The sequence below is a fragment of the Arthrobacter sp. L77 genome, assembly GCF_000816565.1.
Classification (GTDB): Bacteria; Actinomycetota; Actinomycetes; order Actinomycetales; family Micrococcaceae; genus Arthrobacter_D; species Arthrobacter_D antioxidans.
In genome coordinates, this window is the sequence record NZ_JWSU01000004.1 from 943,951 (window position 1) to 958,862 (window position 14,912).

Annotated in this window: 18 protein-coding genes and 3 tRNA genes; 15 read left to right on the forward strand and 6 right to left on the reverse strand. The window is 69.8% G+C overall.

The features are described 5' to 3' along the window. The first annotated feature begins 38 nt into the window (after window positions 1-38). A complete protein-coding gene (locus tag RY94_RS07050; RefSeq protein ID WP_052274046.1) occupies window positions 39-656 on the forward strand; it encodes a copper resistance CopC family protein in 618 nt (205 codons plus the stop codon). 34 nt (window positions 657-690) lie between these two features. Here the strand turns inward: RY94_RS07050 and RY94_RS07055 are convergent, their stop codons facing one another. Continuing rightward, window positions 691-1,326, reverse strand: a complete 636-nt coding sequence (locus tag RY94_RS07055; protein ID WP_052274124.1) for an FAD-dependent monooxygenase — start codon at window positions 1,324-1,326, stop codon at window positions 691-693. Between the two features lie 264 nt (window positions 1,327-1,590). Here RY94_RS07055 and RY94_RS07060 point away from each other — a divergent pair, with 264 nt between their 5' ends. Beyond that, window positions 1,591-2,610, forward strand: a complete 1,020-nt coding sequence (locus tag RY94_RS07060; RefSeq protein ID WP_043443061.1) for a universal stress protein — start codon at window positions 1,591-1,593, stop codon at window positions 2,608-2,610. Window positions 2,611-2,643: 33 nt separating this feature from the next. On the opposite strand, the gene RY94_RS07065 is transcribed toward RY94_RS07060, so the two are convergent. Then, window positions 2,644-3,015 (reverse strand): metallopeptidase family protein, encoded by a 372-nt coding sequence (locus tag RY94_RS07065; protein ID WP_331375167.1) that lies wholly within the window; start codon window positions 3,013-3,015, stop codon window positions 2,644-2,646. 146 nt (window positions 3,016-3,161) lie between these two features. On the opposite strand from RY94_RS07065, the gene RY94_RS07070 reads away from it, so the two are divergent. From RY94_RS07070 to RY94_RS07130, 13 genes are all read left to right on the forward strand, one after another. Then, window positions 3,162-3,234: transfer RNA gene (locus RY94_RS07070), tRNA-Glu, on the forward strand. Between the two features lie 100 nt (window positions 3,235-3,334). Further along, window positions 3,335-3,408 (forward strand) — tRNA-Asp (locus tag RY94_RS07075). A gap of 71 nt (window positions 3,409-3,479) precedes the next feature. After that, a tRNA-Phe gene (locus RY94_RS07080) sits at window positions 3,480-3,552 on the forward strand. Between the two features lie 311 nt (window positions 3,553-3,863). Then, the gene (locus RY94_RS07085) at window positions 3,864-4,256 is read left to right on the forward strand and encodes a hypothetical protein (protein ID WP_156135056.1); all 393 of its coding nucleotides are present in this window, start codon (window positions 3,864-3,866) and stop codon (window positions 4,254-4,256) included. A 61-nt stretch (window positions 4,257-4,317) separates the two neighbouring features. Continuing rightward, a complete protein-coding gene (locus RY94_RS07090; protein WP_052274047.1) occupies window positions 4,318-4,776 on the forward strand; it encodes an Asp23/Gls24 family envelope stress response protein in 459 nt (152 codons plus the stop codon). Window positions 4,777-4,783: 7 nt separating this feature from the next. Continuing rightward, complete coding sequence (locus RY94_RS07095; protein WP_043443064.1) at window positions 4,784-4,975, forward strand: DUF2273 domain-containing protein; 192 nt, start codon at window positions 4,784-4,786, stop codon at window positions 4,973-4,975. 44 nt (window positions 4,976-5,019) lie between these two features. Next, complete coding sequence (locus RY94_RS07100; protein WP_052274126.1) at window positions 5,020-5,400, forward strand: hypothetical protein; 381 nt, start codon at window positions 5,020-5,022, stop codon at window positions 5,398-5,400. Next, the gene (locus tag RY94_RS07105) at window positions 5,397-5,999 is read left to right on the forward strand and encodes a DUF6286 domain-containing protein (RefSeq protein ID WP_052274048.1); all 603 of its coding nucleotides are present in this window, start codon (window positions 5,397-5,399) and stop codon (window positions 5,997-5,999) included. Before RY94_RS07100 ends, RY94_RS07105 begins: the two co-directional genes overlap by 4 nt. Continuing rightward, window positions 5,996-6,631, forward strand: a complete 636-nt coding sequence (locus tag RY94_RS07110) for a hypothetical protein (protein WP_043443066.1) — start codon at window positions 5,996-5,998, stop codon at window positions 6,629-6,631. Before RY94_RS07105 ends, RY94_RS07110 begins: the two co-directional genes overlap by 4 nt. Before the next feature lie 180 nt (window positions 6,632-6,811). Then, window positions 6,812-8,164, forward strand: a complete 1,353-nt coding sequence (locus RY94_RS07115) for an ABC transporter substrate-binding protein (RefSeq protein ID WP_043443068.1) — start codon at window positions 6,812-6,814, stop codon at window positions 8,162-8,164. Window positions 8,165-8,291: 127 nt separating this feature from the next. Next, window positions 8,292-9,257, forward strand: coding sequence for a carbohydrate ABC transporter permease (locus RY94_RS07120; RefSeq protein ID WP_043443070.1), 966 nt, complete (start codon window positions 8,292-8,294; stop codon window positions 9,255-9,257). After that, window positions 9,254-10,216, forward strand: coding sequence for a carbohydrate ABC transporter permease (locus RY94_RS07125; protein ID WP_043443072.1), 963 nt, complete (start codon window positions 9,254-9,256; stop codon window positions 10,214-10,216). The genes RY94_RS07120 and RY94_RS07125 overlap by 4 nt, the downstream gene beginning before the upstream one ends. 3 nt (window positions 10,217-10,219) lie before the next feature. Further along, window positions 10,220-11,230 carry a LacI family DNA-binding transcriptional regulator gene (locus RY94_RS07130; RefSeq protein WP_043443074.1) on the forward strand — a complete coding sequence of 337 codons (1,011 nt, stop codon included), beginning with the start codon at window positions 10,220-10,222 and terminating at the stop codon, window positions 11,228-11,230. A 42-nt stretch (window positions 11,231-11,272) separates the two neighbouring features. On the opposite strand, the gene RY94_RS07135 is transcribed toward RY94_RS07130, so the two are convergent. The 4 genes from RY94_RS07135 to RY94_RS07150 form a co-directional block, all read right to left on the reverse strand. Next, window positions 11,273-12,112, reverse strand: coding sequence for a hypothetical protein (locus tag RY94_RS07135; RefSeq protein ID WP_043443076.1), 840 nt, complete (start codon window positions 12,110-12,112; stop codon window positions 11,273-11,275). Window positions 12,113-12,117: 5 nt separating this feature from the next. Further along, window positions 12,118-12,927 (reverse strand): exodeoxyribonuclease III, encoded by an 810-nt coding sequence (locus tag RY94_RS07140; protein WP_043443078.1) that lies wholly within the window; start codon window positions 12,925-12,927, stop codon window positions 12,118-12,120. A 26-nt stretch (window positions 12,928-12,953) separates the two neighbouring features. Further along, complete coding sequence (gene nadE / locus RY94_RS07145) at window positions 12,954-13,778, reverse strand: ammonia-dependent NAD(+) synthetase (protein WP_043443080.1); 825 nt, start codon at window positions 13,776-13,778, stop codon at window positions 12,954-12,956. A 114-nt stretch (window positions 13,779-13,892) separates the two neighbouring features. Continuing rightward, window positions 13,893-14,891, reverse strand: a complete 999-nt coding sequence (locus tag RY94_RS07150; protein WP_043443081.1) for a sugar phosphate isomerase/epimerase family protein — start codon at window positions 14,889-14,891, stop codon at window positions 13,893-13,895. Between the last annotated feature and the right edge of the window lie 21 nt (window positions 14,892-14,912).

Below are 14,912 nucleotides of genomic sequence, written 5' to 3' on the forward strand. Positions count from 1 at the left end.
CCCAGCGCCCCGTCAGGGACGCCGCGTAGGGTGGAAGCATGGCTGCCATCCTCCTCCCGCCCTCCCCGTCCTCGGCGCCCGTCCGCCGTCGGGCCGGCGCGGCCCTCGTGGGCTTCGTCCCTGCCGTCCTGCTCGCGCTCGTCGTGCTCCTGGGTGTCGGCGGGGCCGCGAGTGCGCATGACGAACTGACCGGAAGCAGCCCCGCCGAGGGTGCCACGGTGGACGTGCTGCCGCCGAGCCTCGAACTCAGCTTCTCCAGCGTCCCGTCCGGGATCGGCGCGCAGATCCAGGTGCTGGACGGATCCGGGACCGACTGGGCGGACGGCCCCACCGAGATCGTCGACCGTTCGGCCACCCAGCCGCTGCGCGCGGGTGCTCCCGCGGGCGAGTACACCGTCAACTGGCGCGTGGTCAGCTCGGACTCCCATCCCATCGAGGGGTCCTTCGCCTTCACCACGCAGGAGGGCGGGACCACGGTGCCGGACGCCGCGACGACGGCAGGCCCCCTGGACACGCAGGACGATCCGGCGGACGAGGCCCAGCAGGCCGGCGCGAGCGACGTCCCCTGGAGCATCATCCTGATGATCGCGGCGCTCGTGGCCGTCGCCGTCGTGCTCGCGGTCACGGCGCGGAAGCGGCTCGGCTCCGACAGGTAGGCGCCGACAGGCACGCGCCCCGCCGTCGTGGGGCCTACAGCTGGGAGATCGCCGCACGCGGCGGCGCGATGCGGTTCAGTGCGGACGGGCCCTGCTCCACGATGGCGTCGCTGACCAGCTTCGCCTGGCGGACGATCTCCCGCGTGGAGGGGGTCAGCAGCTCGCCGACTCCCACGAGGTACAGGCCGATCGCGCGGAGGGTGTCCTTGAAGTCGCGGCCGATCGCGATGTCCATCGAGCGCAGGAACCTGCGTAGCTCGTTCTGCGGGAACTTCGTGAGGACCACATGGTCGGCGAGGAGGACCCCGTCCGCCGTCTGGACCGCCCACTTCTTGCGCCCCACCGGGGTCTTGATGAGTTGGGGGTGGCCGATGATGCAGAGCTGCTCGGCCACGGTGGTCTGGCGGACGTCGATGTGGTGGGCGGTCGCGTAGCCGCGCAGGAGCCGCATCAGTTCGGTGCGCTCCGAGAGCGAGACGGAGTCCGTCATGACGGTTCGCAGGGGGCCGGAGTCGAAGCACTCGAGGCTCTCGACGACGATCGCGTCGATGCCCCGGCGGCTGAGTTCGCTGGCGACGGCGAGGCCTGACAGCCCGGACCCGATGACCACGGTGCTCGTCTGCTCCGCCGTGGCAGGCGCAGATGCGGAGCGGACCGGGTCAAGCGGCAAGGAATCCACCGGGCTACCTCCACACGAAGTTTGAATTCCGCACGGCCCGGCGCCTCTTCCGGACCGTGCGGACCCCTGGGCGCGAACGGTCCGACCAGGAGCACTGCGTGCGGGGTATCCGACCTGCAAGGCAGGGCCCCGCGACGGGTCATTGCAGCCTATATAACATTTGGGACCGTGGATAGACCGATCCTCCCGGGGTGCGCTACAAATGGTGGACCGGCCGCTTTCGGCGGTCAGAGGTGCGACCGAGGGAGGCCTGCCGTGAGCAGCGAGAACACAGAGGGCCTGTCGGAGGGGCTGGTCCAGCACGGGATCGTGGTCGGTGTGGATGGTTCCGACCAGAGCACCTGCGCGCTGCTGTGGGCGGCGCGCGAGGCCGGGCGGCGCAGCGCACCGCTCTACGTGGTGACCGCCTACACCGTGCCGGTCTTCGCGGCGTCGAGCATGGACGCCGGCTACGCCACCGTGGACGACGAGGTCATCCGGGAGGGTGCGCGGGCCGTCCTGGACGAGGCCATGTCCCGGCTGGAGGGCATGGCGCTGGAGGTGTATCCGCGGATCGAGACGGGCGACGCCGCGGGCGTGCTCCTCGATCTCTCGGAGGAGGCCGAGCTGATGGTGGTGGGATCGCGCGGTCGGGGCGGGTTCGTCGGCCGGCTGCTGGGCTCCGTGAGCAGCGCCCTGCCTGCCCATGCCAAGTGCCCGACGGTGGTCATCCCCGTCTGCACCGGTGCCCGTCTCGGCCACCCGGAGCTCGGCAGGAGACAGGGGAAGGACAGGGACGTCCCCGCCGCCGCCGTGGAGCCCGTGGTGGTGGTCGGCGTCGACGGGTCGGAGCAGGCCCGCACGGCCTCGCTCGCCGCCGCCGAGGAAGCCCGGTCCAGGGGGTTGCCCCTGCGCGTCATCTGCTCCGTGGCCCCGTTCAACGGCTCACTCGCCTGGGTCCCCGCGCCGGTGGACCGGAAGGCGTTGCATGCCGATCTCGCCGTCCAGCTGGCCGCCGGTCGCGACTGGCTCCAGAGCCACTTCCCCGACGTCGAGATCACGGTGGACCTCGTGGACGGGCCGCCCGCCGAGGTGCTCATCGAGGCGTCCGCCACGTCGGAACTGCTCGTGGTGGGCACGCGCGGGCGCGGGGGATTCGCCGGCATGCTCCTCGGATCCACGAGCCAGGGCGTCCTGCACCACGCCCGCGGACCGGTGCTGGTCGTCCCCGACCGGGCGGATCCGCGGCTCGAGGACCGCAGCTCGTTCGGTCCCATGGTGCCCCGGGCCGGCTGACGGACCTCCCCGGCCCGTCCGCTGCCCGGCGCGTCAGCCCCACCCGAGCTGGTGGAGCCGGTCGTCGTCGATCCCGAAATGATGCGCGATCTCGTGGACCACGGTCACCACGATCTCCTCGACGAGCTCCTCCCGGGAATCGCACAGGCGCATGAGGGGTCCGCGGAAGATGCTGATGCGGTCGGGCAGGGACCCGGCGTCCCACCAGGAGTCCCGTTCGGTCAGGGGCGTGCCCTCGTACAGGCCCAGCAGTTCGGTGTCCGCGGGCTCGCCGGGGTGTGGCTCGTACTCCTCCATCACGAAGATCGCCACGTTGTCCATGGCGCGCGCGAGGTCGTCGGGGATGCGGTCGATCGCGTCGTCGACGGCGTCCTCGAATTCCTCACGCGAGATCTCGAACGGCACGTCCCGATCGTATCGACTCCGGCCGCGGGCAGTGATTTTGTGTAAACGCCGATGTGCATCTATAGTTCTATAGGTCCACGACAGGGAATGATCCGCCGGAAATGCTCGTCCTCCGGAAGGTCGCAGGAGCCCGGACTGTGGTTCTGGCCCCCATCGTCTAGTGGCCTAGGACACCGCCCTTTCACGGCGGCGACACGGGTTCGAATCCCGTTGGGGGTACGCACGAGGCGCCCTCACGGGCGGTCAGCCGGAGCGAAAAGTGCTGGTAGGCTGGAACTCTTGCAAAAACAGCAAGTGAAGTACGTAGTGAAATTTGCAAGGCCCTGTAGCGCAGTTGGTTAGCGCGCCGCCCTGTCACGGCGGAGGTCGCGGGTTCAAGTCCCGTCAGGGTCGCTCAGGCGGCCGGATCCCTTCGGGGAAGCCGGCCGGGCTGGATACGGTGATCATCCGCAAGATGGTTGCAAGGCTCTGTAGCTCAGTTGGTAGAGCGTTCGACTGAAAATCGAAAGGTCACCGGATCGACGCCGGTCGGAGCCACCGCTGAAACCCCGCAGTTCCCCACGGAACGCGGGGTTTTCTCGTATGTCCTCCCTCCTCCCAGCCAACGCCGGGGTTCCGCCCGTAGCATTGCGGCGGGGTCACGCCGGTCGTGTCCGCGCCCGTGGTGCGTGGACGTCCTCACCCGGCCGGATTGCCTGGGGGAACTACGTGGGATAGTTCTGGCGTCACCGCGCGTTGGACCTCCGGCATCGCACCGAGACGAAAGGGCACCAGTGAGACTCCTGCCTTCCGCTGCCGTGGTGTGCCTCCTCGCGCTGGTCGCGACCGGATGCGGTCAGGGTGATCCGGTGCCCACCGAGACCATGCTGACGATGCCGGCCAGCCCGTCCCCGCAGCCCAGCGCCGCAGTCCCGCCCGGCGGCGTGGCCGGTGCACAGGGGGCGACGACGGCCCCCGAGGCCTCCGCCCACTGCGTCATCGTCGCCGGCGGCATGACCACCGCCATGCTCGCGCCGCTGACCCTGCTCTCCGGCTCGGACCCCGACGAGCTGCGGGCCCTCGAGCAGCAGATCCTGGACCTGCGTGACAAGGTGCCCGAAGACCTGCACGATGACTTCACCACGCTCGCGCTCTCCGTCGAAGCACCGCCCGAGGGGTCGGGCGCCTTCGACGAGGAGGCGTTCCGGCACGCCATGGTCCCGGTCCAGGACTGGCTCGGGCGGCACTGCACGGAGTCCTGATCCGGCGGTCGGGGCGGGCCGTGGCTTAGGCTGGGGCTCAAGCGAAAGGGGCGTTCCTGCGATGATCGACCAACCCACGGGCCGGCAGCTGCCCGTACCCCGGAATACGGCGACCGGGAGGACCGTGATCGGCGACGCCGCGGCGGTGAAGATCGCCGCCATCGCGGCCCGGACGGTCTCGGGCGTCCACGCGCTGGGCCCCGGCAGCGGACGCGCCCTGGGGGCCATCCGCGACGCCGTCGGAGCCAACGACCTCTCCCACGGCGTCAAGGTGGAGGTCGGCCAGACGCAGCTCGCCGTCGACATCAGCCTCGTCGCCTCCTACGGGTTCGCACTGAACGCGCTGGCCGACGCCGTGCGCGCAGCCGTGTACGAGGCCCTGACCGAGCTCGTCGGCCTCGAGGTCATCGAGGTGAACGTCGAGATCCTCGACGTGCACCTGCCGCCTCCGGCCGAACCGAAGACCATGGAACGCGTCCACACCACGGGTTCCACCCAGATCCAGCCGCCGGTCGAGTGAGGCACCCATGAAACCCACCCTCGTCGGCATGGCCACCGGAGCCGTGCTCGCCTTCGCGGCGCTCGTCTTCGGCTTCTGGGGCTTCCTCCTCACCTTCGTCCTCGTGCTCTGCGGAGCCGTCGTCGGGCGCATCATCGAGGGCAAGCTCGATCTGCGCGGGGTCGTCGACGCCCTGTCCGGCCGCCGCTCGTCGTCGTGACCGCCGAGTCCGTCCCGGCGCGCCTCCCGAAGCACATCCACCCGGTGACGGCGGTTCCCGGGCGCCCGCCCGGCGTGTTCCTCGCCGGCCACAACCGCATCACCACGCAGGCACTCACCAGTACCGCGCAGGCGGTCGCCGGCGATGTTCTCGGGGTTCCGCCCGCCCAGATCCGCGCGTCCTTCTCGGATGACCGGGGCCTTCTCGCGCTCCTGCTCGCCCTGCCCCTGCCCGTCCCGCCGCTGGCCCGCGTGGTGCGGGAACCCGACCTCGTCGGGACGTTCGGCGGCCCGCTGTGGGCGCGCGCGGACGCCGCACGGTCCCCGATCCTCGAGCGGGTCCAGGAGCTCACGGGAACGCGGCTGAGCCGCGTCGACATCCGCATCATCGGCAGCACCGTCACCAGGGGGGCGAGGGTCCTGTGAGTGTCGACCCACCCGACCGGTCGACGCCGTCGAGCACCGCGCGCCTCGTGCGCCGGGAGCTGCACTCCTCCCGCGCCGTGGCGTCGGTGGTGACCGCGGCGCTGCTGATCGTCGGCTGCCTCGTCCTGCTGTTCGAGGCCGTCCTGCAGGCCGTGGGGGACGAGCCGTTCCTGGTCGACCTGGACGCCGCGGCGGCGTGGCTGGGTGCCCTGCCCGACGGCGTGCCCGCGTCCCTGCTCGGCGCGGGCTCCGTCCTGCTGATCGTCGTCGGCTCCCTGCTGGTCCTGCTCGCCGTGTCGCCGGGCAGGCGGGCCCGCTACTCCATCCCCGACGGGCGCGCGGCCGTCGTCGTGGACGCGGAGATCGTGGCGTCCTCACTCGCCCGCAGGGCGCGGATCGCCGCGGGGGTGGGGCCGGAGCAGGTCCTCGTCACGGTGGGCCGCACGGCGGTCAGGGTGCAGGTCCGGCCGACGTCCGGGATCCCGGTCGACGCGGACGCCGTCCGCGCGGCGGTCGCGGACGACCTCCGGCTGTCGAGTGTCGACCCCGAACCGCGGATCGCCGTCGTCGTGGCGGACTCGGGGGTGATCGGGCAGTGAACACGACACCGCGGGGACTCAACCGCATGGTGCTCGCCGTCGTCGGGCTCCTCGCGTTCGCGGCCGGGGCCGCCGGCCTCGCGCTCCTGGCCGTGCCCGCCGTCGCTTCCTGGTGGCACTCCTCGGCGCCGCGCGTCGGCGAGGCCGTCGACGGCGCCCGGACGCGCACCACGCTGGACGGCCAGGAGGACACCTGGCTGTGGCTGGCGCTGGCGGCGGTCCTGCTGCTGCTGATCGTGCTGCTCGTCCTCTGGATCGCCGCGCAGGGGAGGGGACGCACGGGCACCTTCGCGTCCACGGAGGACGCCCGAGGCTCCGAGGTCGGCCGGGGCGCCGGGACCCCCGGGACGGTGACGATCACGGCGGCCGCCGCCGAGCAGGCGCTCAAGGCCGCGCTCCTGGAGCGGCCCGATCTCGCCGCCACCTCCGTCAGCACCTGGGTGGTCCGGGGCGTCCCGGGACTGCACGTCCGGGTGTTCCCCCGCAAGGGCGTGCCCGCCTACGCGGTGGCCGCTGACATCTCCCGTCTCGTCGAGGCCCTGGACCGGGTCACCGGCTACCGCACCCCGGTGCTGATCAGTATCAGGTCCGGTGCGCGGGTCCGATTCTCACGGGCCGACCGCGTCGCCTGAGGCGTGAGACGGGTCACATTTCGGTATCGAAAGCCGTCCAGTGCCGATCGTGCTTGTGACGCATCATGTAAGCGCTTACTGTTGCGATACCAATCAGTGAGGCGGAACTTCCTCGGGTCCTGGCGTGTCCAGCCGCAAGCCCGTACGTAGACGTACCGCCAGACAAAGGAGTCTGTTTCAATGGCGAATATTCGCTCACGGAAATTCGTGCTGCCCGTTGCAGCACTCAGTGTTTCCCTCCTCGCGCTCGCCGGCTGTGGTTCGGAAGGTTCGGACAGCGCGGGAGGATCGGGTGACGCGGACTGCGCCGCCTACGAGTCCTACGGGACCTTCGAGGACGCCGAGGTCAGCGTCTACTCGACCATCGTCGACATCGAGGCCGAGCGGCTCGAGGAGTCCTGGGCGGACTTCTCCGAGTGCACCGGCGTCGAGGTGGCCTACGAGGGCTCCAAGGAGTTCGAGACGCAGATCGGTGTGCGGGCCCAGGGCGGCACGGCGCCGGACCTCGCGATCTTCCCGCAGCCCGGACTGCTCGCAGCCCAGGCACAGGCCGGGTACCTCAAGCCGGCACCCCAGGAGGTCTCCGACCTGGTCGACGAGGGGTGGTCGGAGGACTGGAAGAACTACGGCACCGTCGACGGCACCTTCTATGCGGCCCCGATGCTCGCCAACGTGAAGGGTTACGTCTGGTACGTTCCCGCCACCTTCGAGGAGAAGGGCTGGGAGGTCCCCACCACCTGGGACGAGATGACCGAGCTGACCGAGACGATCGCCGGCGAAGGCGAGATGAAGCCCTGGTGTGCCGGCTTCGAGTCCGGTGAGGCCACCGGGTGGCCGGGTACCGACTGGGTGGAGGACGCCGTCCTGCGCGAGCACGGCCCCGAGGTGTACGACCAGTGGGTCACGCACGAGATCCCGTTCAACGATCCCAGGATCGTCGACTCCTTCGATCGCGTGGGCGACATCCTGAAGAACGACGAGTACGTCAACGGCGGGTTCGGCGACGTCCGTTCGATCCTCTCGACGCCGTTCGCCGAGGCCGGCCAGCCCGTCCTGGACAGCCAGTGCGCGATGCACCACCAGGCGTCCTTCCAGGCCGTGAACTGGCCCGAGGGCACCAACGTCGCCGAGGACGGCGACGTCTGGGCCTTCATGACCCCGCCGATCGATGCGGCCCAGGGTACGGCCATCACGGGCGGTGGCGAACTGATCGGCGCCTACGCGGACCGTCCCGAGGTCCAGGCGCTGCAGGCGTACCTGGCGAGCGCCGAGTTCGCGAACGCCCGCGTCGCCCAGGGTGGTGCGATCAGCGCGAACAAGGGACTGGATCCGGAGCTCGCGCAGTCGGACCTGGACCGCCAGTCCATCGAGTTGCTGCAGGACCCCACCACGGTCTTCCGCTTCGACGGATCCGACCTGATGCCGGGTGCCGTCGGCGCCAACTCCTTCTGGAGCGGCATCGTCAACTGGATCAACGGTTCCTCGACCGAGGAAGTCACCCAGACCGTCGAGGACAGCTGGCCCGCCTCCTAGACAGGTAGCAGCGGGCATCCCCACGGGGTGCCCGCCGACCTCCGGTGGAACGGGGAGGGCCGCGTCCTGCGGTCCTCCCCGCCCGCCTCCCCATTCACGTTCCGAAAGCACGCCAGGAGGCTGGGCTGTGGAAGAAATTGCAGACAAAGGTTTACAGGTGGTGGTGGGCCTCGCCGTCTTCGCCGCCATCATCGGGCTCATCATGCTGGTGGTGGACCGTGCCCCCAAGAGCGGGCGTGAGAAGGTCCAGATCGCGGGCTTCCTCGCACCGGCCCTGATCCTGCTCGCCGTCGGGCTCGTGTTCCCCGCGCTGCAGACCTCGTACCTGTCCCTGACCGGGCGCAACGGCGAATTCGTGGGGCTCGACAACTTCGTCTGGATGTTCACGCAGCCCGAAGCCCTGGTCACCCTGCGCAACACCGTCATCTGGGTTGTCCTGGTCCCCCTGCTGGCGTCCTCGATCGGCCTGGCCTACGCGGTGTTCATCGACCGGGCGCGCGGGGAGAAGGCGCTGAAGGCGCTCGTCTTCATGCCCATGGCGATCTCCTTCGTCGGCGCCGGCATCATCTGGCGGTTCGTCTACGCCTACAAGGGCCCCGAGCAGGACCAGATCGGCCTCTTCAACCAGATCCTGGTCTGGTTCGGCCAGGAACCGAAGCAGTTCCTGCTCGATGCACCCGAGAACACCCTGTTCCTGATCGCGGTCATGATCTGGATCCAGACCGGCTTCGCCATGGTGGTCCTGTCCGCGGCCATCAAGGGCATCCCGACCGAGATCGTGGAAGCCGCACGCCTCGACGGCGCCAGCGCATGGCAGCAGTTCCGCAACGTCACCATCCCCACCATCCGCGGTTCGCTGATCGTCGTCGTCACCACCATCACCATCGGCACGTTGAAGGTCTTCGACATCGTGCGGACCATGACCGCAGGACAGTACGAGACGTCCGTGGTCGCCAACGAGATGTACACCCAGGCCTTCCGGGCGGGTGAGCCGGGCCGCGGAGCTGCACTGGCCCTGATCCTCTTCCTGATGGTGCTGCCGGTGGTCGTGTACAACGCCCGGCTCCTCCGCAAGCAGAAGGAAATCCGATGAGCACTCTCCCCCTCGAGAACAAGGACCTCCTGCCGGACGTCAAGGACGACTCCACCGGGGGCCGCCCGACCATGCAGAAGCGGGTCAGGCAACGCCTGACCTCACGCACCGCGACGGCGGCCGCCGTCGTCATCGCCGTCATCTGGACCATCCCGACCTTCGGCCTGTTCATCTCGTCCTTCCGGCCCGAGGACAACATCAAGGGCAACGGCTGGTGGAACGTCTTCACGGACCGCGAGTTCACGCTGGAGAACTACGCGGACGTCCTCAGCCCCGGTGGCAGCCAGTCACCGAACCTGCTGTCCTACTTCGTCAACTCGCTGGCGATCGTGATCCCCGGGACCATCTTCACGCTGGTCCTCGGATCCATGGCCGCGTACATGTTCGCCTGGGGGCGCTTCCGCGGCAAGGACGGGCTGTTCATCTTCGTCTTCGCCCTGCAGATCGTCCCCCTGCAGATGGCGCTGATCCCGCTCCTGCAGCTCTTCACCCGGGTCCTGACGATCGGCGACTTCCAGCTGCTGCCCAGCGGCACCTACGCGCAGCTCTGGGTGGCCCACACCATCTTCGGGCTTCCGCTGGCGATCTTCCTCCTCCACAACTTCATCGCGGAGATCCCCGGAGAGGTGATCGAGGCCGCGCGGGTGGACGGCGCAGGGCACAGCACCATCTTCTGGCGCATCATCGTCCCGCTCGCCACGCCCGCCCTGGCCTCCTTCGGCATCTTCCAGTTCCTGTGGCTGTGGAACGACCTGCTGGTGGCCCTCGTCTTCTCGGGCGGCGGAGCCGACGTAGCCCCCATCACCCAGCGTCTGGCCGAGCTCCAGGGGTCACGCGGCGGTGAGTGGCAGCGACTGACCGCCGGGGCCTTCGTCTCGATGATCATCCCGCTCGCCGTGTTCTTCGGGCTGCAGCGGTACTTCGTGCGGGGCCTGCTGGCCGGTGGCCTGAAGGGCTGACCGGTGACGAGCATCGACGACGTCGCGGCGTCCCTCGGGGTCTCGACGGCCACGGTGTCCCGCGCGCTGCGCGGGCTGCCGGGCGTCGCCGAGGAGACGCGGGAGCGGGTCACCGCGGCGGCGAACAGGCTCGGCTACGTCCCGTCGTCGGCCGCCTCCGGCCTCGCCTCGGGCCGCACCATGGCCATGGGCGTGCTCGTCCCGGTGATCGACCGCTGGTACTTCTCGGCCGTGCTGGAGGGCGTGGACCGTCAGCTGCGCGCGGCCGGGTACGACCTCATCCTCTTCAGCCTCGGCGGCGCGGGCGTGAACCGGGACCGGGTGTTCCACCGCTCCATCCTGCGCAAGCGCATCGACGCGCTGCTGGTCATGTGCATGCATCTCACCGAGGACGAGCGGACGGCCGTCCAGCAGCTGGACTACCCCAACATCGTGGTGGGCGGCGCGGTCGAGGGTGTCCGGCACGTCGGGATCGACGACGCCCGCGCGGTCCGTGACGCGGTGGAGTACCTGATCGGGCTCGGCCACACGCGGATCGCCCACATGCGGGGCGGCGGGTCCTTCGACATCGACTTCGAAGTGCCGCGCCTCCGCGAACAGGCCTTCCAGCAGACCATGACGGACCACGGGCTGACGGTGCGCGAGGACTGGTCGGCCTTCGGCGACTTCCGCTTCGCCACCTCCCGCGTCTCGGCGCTGGAACTGCTCGCCGATCCCGCGGACCGGCCGACGGCGGTGTTCTGCTCCTCCGACGAGATGGCGTTCGGCGTGCTGAAGGCCGCGGCGGAGCTCGGCGTCGCCGTCCCGGGCGAACTGTCCGTGATCGGCATCGACGACCACGAGTTCTCCGAACCCATGGGCCTGACGACCATCCGGCAGGACCCCGAGGACCAGGGCGCCTACGCGGCGGACCTCCTGCTCGGGGAACTGCTGCGGCACGAGCCGGCGGACTACCCGCCCCCGCGGCCCCACACGCTCGTGGAACGGGAGACCACCGGACCGGTCAGGGCCTGAGGCGGCCCGCCGTCGTCGCGCGGGGTCGTGTACCGCGCGGGGTCAGGAGGCGCGGGCGAGCTGGCGGATCGGGATCCACCGGGAGGCCAGGCGCCGGTAGGAGGCGGCGGCCCCCATCATGTCGGCCTCGGCCAGGCTCTCGATCCCGAGGCGCACGTCCATCGGGGAGTCGTCCGGGAACACCCGATCGGCGACCGGCCCGTAGTCCACCTCGACGACGGCGTCCCGCCGGAAGATCTCGAGCCACTCGATGATCTCCGTGAGTTCGTCGAGCAGGTCCATCTCCGGGGCGCCGACCGCCAGCTGGGCGATCGAGCGGCGCCCGCGATCGATGCAGTCGCCGATCCGCGCCGTGATCCGGACGGTACTGACCCGCCCGTCGTCCTCGACGACCTCCGTGAGGTCGTCCTCGTGGATCAGGGCGAACCAGGCGAACGGTACGCCCCAGGTCGCCGAGCGTGTGTAGAGCTTCGCGACCGAGTCGGCGAAGGTGTCCGGGTCCAGTCGGGCCTGGTGCGCCTCACGGGCGATCTCCGGCACGAGGACGTCGATCAGGGGTCCGCGCAGGCTCTGGTCCAGGGATTCGGCGGCGAGCGTGGTGCGGACGGCGAGCTGGTTGGGGCAGTAGTAGGGCGTCGTCGTGCCGTTCAGGCTGGGGAAGTGGGTGACCCGCACGAGGTCGGACTCGTGGTGCGGGAAGGGGTCGGAGACGGTGCGCAGGATGCGCCGCAGCGACTGCTCCTGCTCCATCTCCTCGGTCAGTTCCCGTTCGCGTGCCCGCTGCTCGAGGATCGCGAGCTGCTGTGCGTCGGAGAAGGCGTCCAGGGGCTCGTAGACGCGGAGGTAGGAGACGTACGGGAACGGCCGGAGGATGCGGCCCATGCGGCTCACGGCCCGCTGAGTTCCACGACGACGGGGGCGTGGTCCGAGGCACCCTTGCCCTTGCGCTCCTCCCGGTCCACGAAGGCGTCGGTCGTGCGTGCGGCCAGGGCGGGGGAGCCGAGGACGAAGTCGATGCGCATGCCCTCCTTCTTCGGGAAGCGGAGCTGCTTGTAGTCCCAGTAGGTGTACAGGCCCGGCCCGGGGGTGAAGGGGCGCGCGAGGTCGGCGAAGCCGGAGTCGAGGAAGGCCTGGAACGCGGCGCGCTCGGCCGGGCTGACGTGGGTGTAGCCGCCGTCGACGAACAGGTCGATGTCCCAGACGTCGTCGTCCTGCGGTGCGATGTTCCAGTCGCCCATGAGGGCGATCTGCGCGTCGGGGTCCTCGGCGATCCACTGCTGCGCATGACCGCGGAGGGTGTCCAGCCAGTCGATCTTGTACGGCATGTGCGGGTCGTCGAGCGCCCGCCCGTTCGGGACGTACAGGCTCCAGACCCGCAGCCCGCCGCACGTCGCGGCGATGGCCCGGGCCTCCTGCACCTCGTCCGCTCCCGGCTTGCCGAAGGCGGGCTGGCCCGGGAAGGTCCGCTCGACGTCGTCGAGGCCCACGCGGGAGGCGATGGCCACGCCGTTCCACTGGCTGAGGCCGAAGTGCGCCACCTCGAAGCCGCTGTTCTCGAACAGTTCCCAGGGGAAGTTCTCGTCCTTGCACTTCGTCTCCTGGATGGCCAGGACGTCGACGTCGGACCGGTTCAGCCAGGCTTCGACGCGGTCGGCGCGGGCACGGAGGGAGTTGACGTTCCAAGTGGCGATCTTCACGCCCCCTACGTTACCAACGGCGCTGTTTACTCCCGCCACCACGAGTCGAAGATGGTGACCGGTACCGCGCGCTTGTGGCGTGTGGTCCAGTAGCGGTGTTCGATCGCCTTCGCGGCATCGGCGTCGACCTCGCGGCCCTCGAGGTAGTCGTCGATCTGCTCGTACGTGAGGCCGAGTTCGTGCTCGTCGGCGCGGCCGGGTACCTCGTCCAGCAGGTCCGCCGTCGGGATCTTGTCGTAGAGCGCAGCCGGTGCCCCGAGTTCCTTCAGGAGGGCGCGGTTCTGGCGCTTGTTGAGCCCGAACAGGGGCAGGACGTCGGCCCCGCCGTCCCCGAACTTGGTGAAGAAGCCCGTGACCGACTCGGCGCCGTGGTCCGTGCCGACGACCAGCAGGTTGTGCTGCCCGGCGATGGCGTACTGCGCCATCATGCGCGCGCGGGCCTTCGTGTTGCCCTTGGTGAAGTCCGAGATGCGCTCACCGGTGGTCTCCGAGTACTCCTGCTGGATGCCGTCCACGGCGGGAGCCACGTTGAACACCTTCGAGGTGCGCGGCTGGATGAAGGCGAGGGCCGCCTGCGCGTCCTCCTCGTCCTTCTGGACGTTGTAGGGCAGGCGCATGGCGATGAAATCGGCATCCGCCCCCTCGGACCGCAGTTCGTCGACGGCGAGCTGGGCGAGCCTGCCCGCCAGGGTGGAGTCGAGCCCGCCGCTGATGCCGAGGACGAACCCGCGTGTGCCTGTGGACCTGACGTAGTCCTTCAGGAAGCCGACCCTGCTGCGGACTTCCGCCGCCGGGTCGATGACGGGCTTGACGCCCATTTCCTCGATGATCCGTGCCTGGAGTTCATGCATGGCTCCAAGGCTACTCCGCCTGCATTTCTACAAGGTTACGAAATGAGCGGAATCACACCGGCGGATCGGCCGCGCCGGAGGCGCCGCCCGGCGCGGCCGATCCGAGGCCGACCCCTACTGGCTGAAGGCGGCGTCGAAGGATGTCTCCGACGGCGCGAAATCGAAGCGCTTCAGGAAGGCGAGGGCCTCGGGCGCTCCCTGCAGCCGGTCCATGCCGGCGTCCTCCCACTCCACGGAGATGGGGCCGGTGTAGCCGATGGCCGTCAGCGCCCGGAAGCTGTCCTCCCAGGGCACGTCGCCGCGACCGGTGGAGACGAAGTCCCAGCCACGCCGCGGGTCCCCCCAGGGCAGGTGGGAGGAGAGGATGCCGTTGCGGCCCCCGCCCATGCGCATCTTCGTGTCCTTGCAGTCCACGTGGTAGATGCGGTCCTTGAAGTCCGAGATGAAGGCCACCGGGTCGATCTGCTGCCACATGAAGTGGCTCGGGTCCCAGTTGAGGCCGAAGGCGGGGCGGTGCCCGATGGCCTCGAGGGTGCGCTGGGTGGACCAGTAGTCGTAGGCGATCTCCGAGGGGTGGACCTCGTGCGCGAAGCGGACCCCGCACTCGTCGAAGACGTCCAGGATGGGGTTCCAGCGGTCCGCGAAGTCCTGGTACCCGGCCTCGATCATCGTCGCGGGCACGGGCGGGAACATGGCCACGTACTGCCAGACGGAGGAGCCGGTGAAGCCGACGACGGTGTCCACGCCGAGCTTCTTCGCGAGGCGCGCGGTCAGCTTCATCTCCTCCGCCGCACGCCGGCGCACACCCTCGGGGTCGCCGTCGCCCCAGACCCTCGGCCCGACGATCGCCTCGTGGCGGAAGTCGATGGGGTCGTCGCAGACGGCCTGGCCCTTGAGGTGGTTCGAGATGGCCCACACCTTCAGCCCGTTGCGCTCGAGGATGTCGAGCCGGTCCTGGATGTAGGCGTCGTCGTCCCACCGCCAGGCGTCGAGGTGGTCCCCGGAGACGGCGATCTCCAGGCCGTCGTAGCCCCACCGGCCGGCGAGCTCGGCGACCTTCTCGAAGGGGAGATCGGCCCACTGGCCGGTGAACAGGGTGAAATTGCGGGTCATGCGGTCTCCTTGGGGACGGGG

Coding starts and splice junctions, on each gene's coding strand:
- RY94_RS07050 (WP_052274046.1), top strand. CDS start 39: ATGGCTGCCATCCTCCTCCCGCCCTCCCCGTCCTCGGCGCCCGTCCGC.
- RY94_RS07090 (WP_052274047.1), top strand. CDS start 4,318: ATGATCGACCAACCCACGGGCCGGCAGCTGCCCGTACCCCGGAATACG.
- RY94_RS07095 (WP_043443064.1), top strand. CDS start 4,784: ATGAAACCCACCCTCGTCGGCATGGCCACCGGAGCCGTGCTCGCCTTC.
- RY94_RS07115 (WP_043443068.1), top strand. CDS start 6,812: ATGGCGAATATTCGCTCACGGAAATTCGTGCTGCCCGTTGCAGCACTC.
- RY94_RS07125 (WP_043443072.1), top strand. CDS start 9,254: ATGAGCACTCTCCCCCTCGAGAACAAGGACCTCCTGCCGGACGTCAAG.
- RY94_RS07135 (WP_043443076.1), bottom strand. CDS start 12,112: ATGGGCCGCATCCTCCGGCCGTTCCCGTACGTCTCCTACCTCCGCGTC.
- nadE (WP_043443080.1), bottom strand. CDS start 13,778: ATGCATGAACTCCAGGCACGGATCATCGAGGAAATGGGCGTCAAGCCC.
- RY94_RS07150 (WP_043443081.1), bottom strand. CDS start 14,891: ATGACCCGCAATTTCACCCTGTTCACCGGCCAGTGGGCCGATCTCCCC.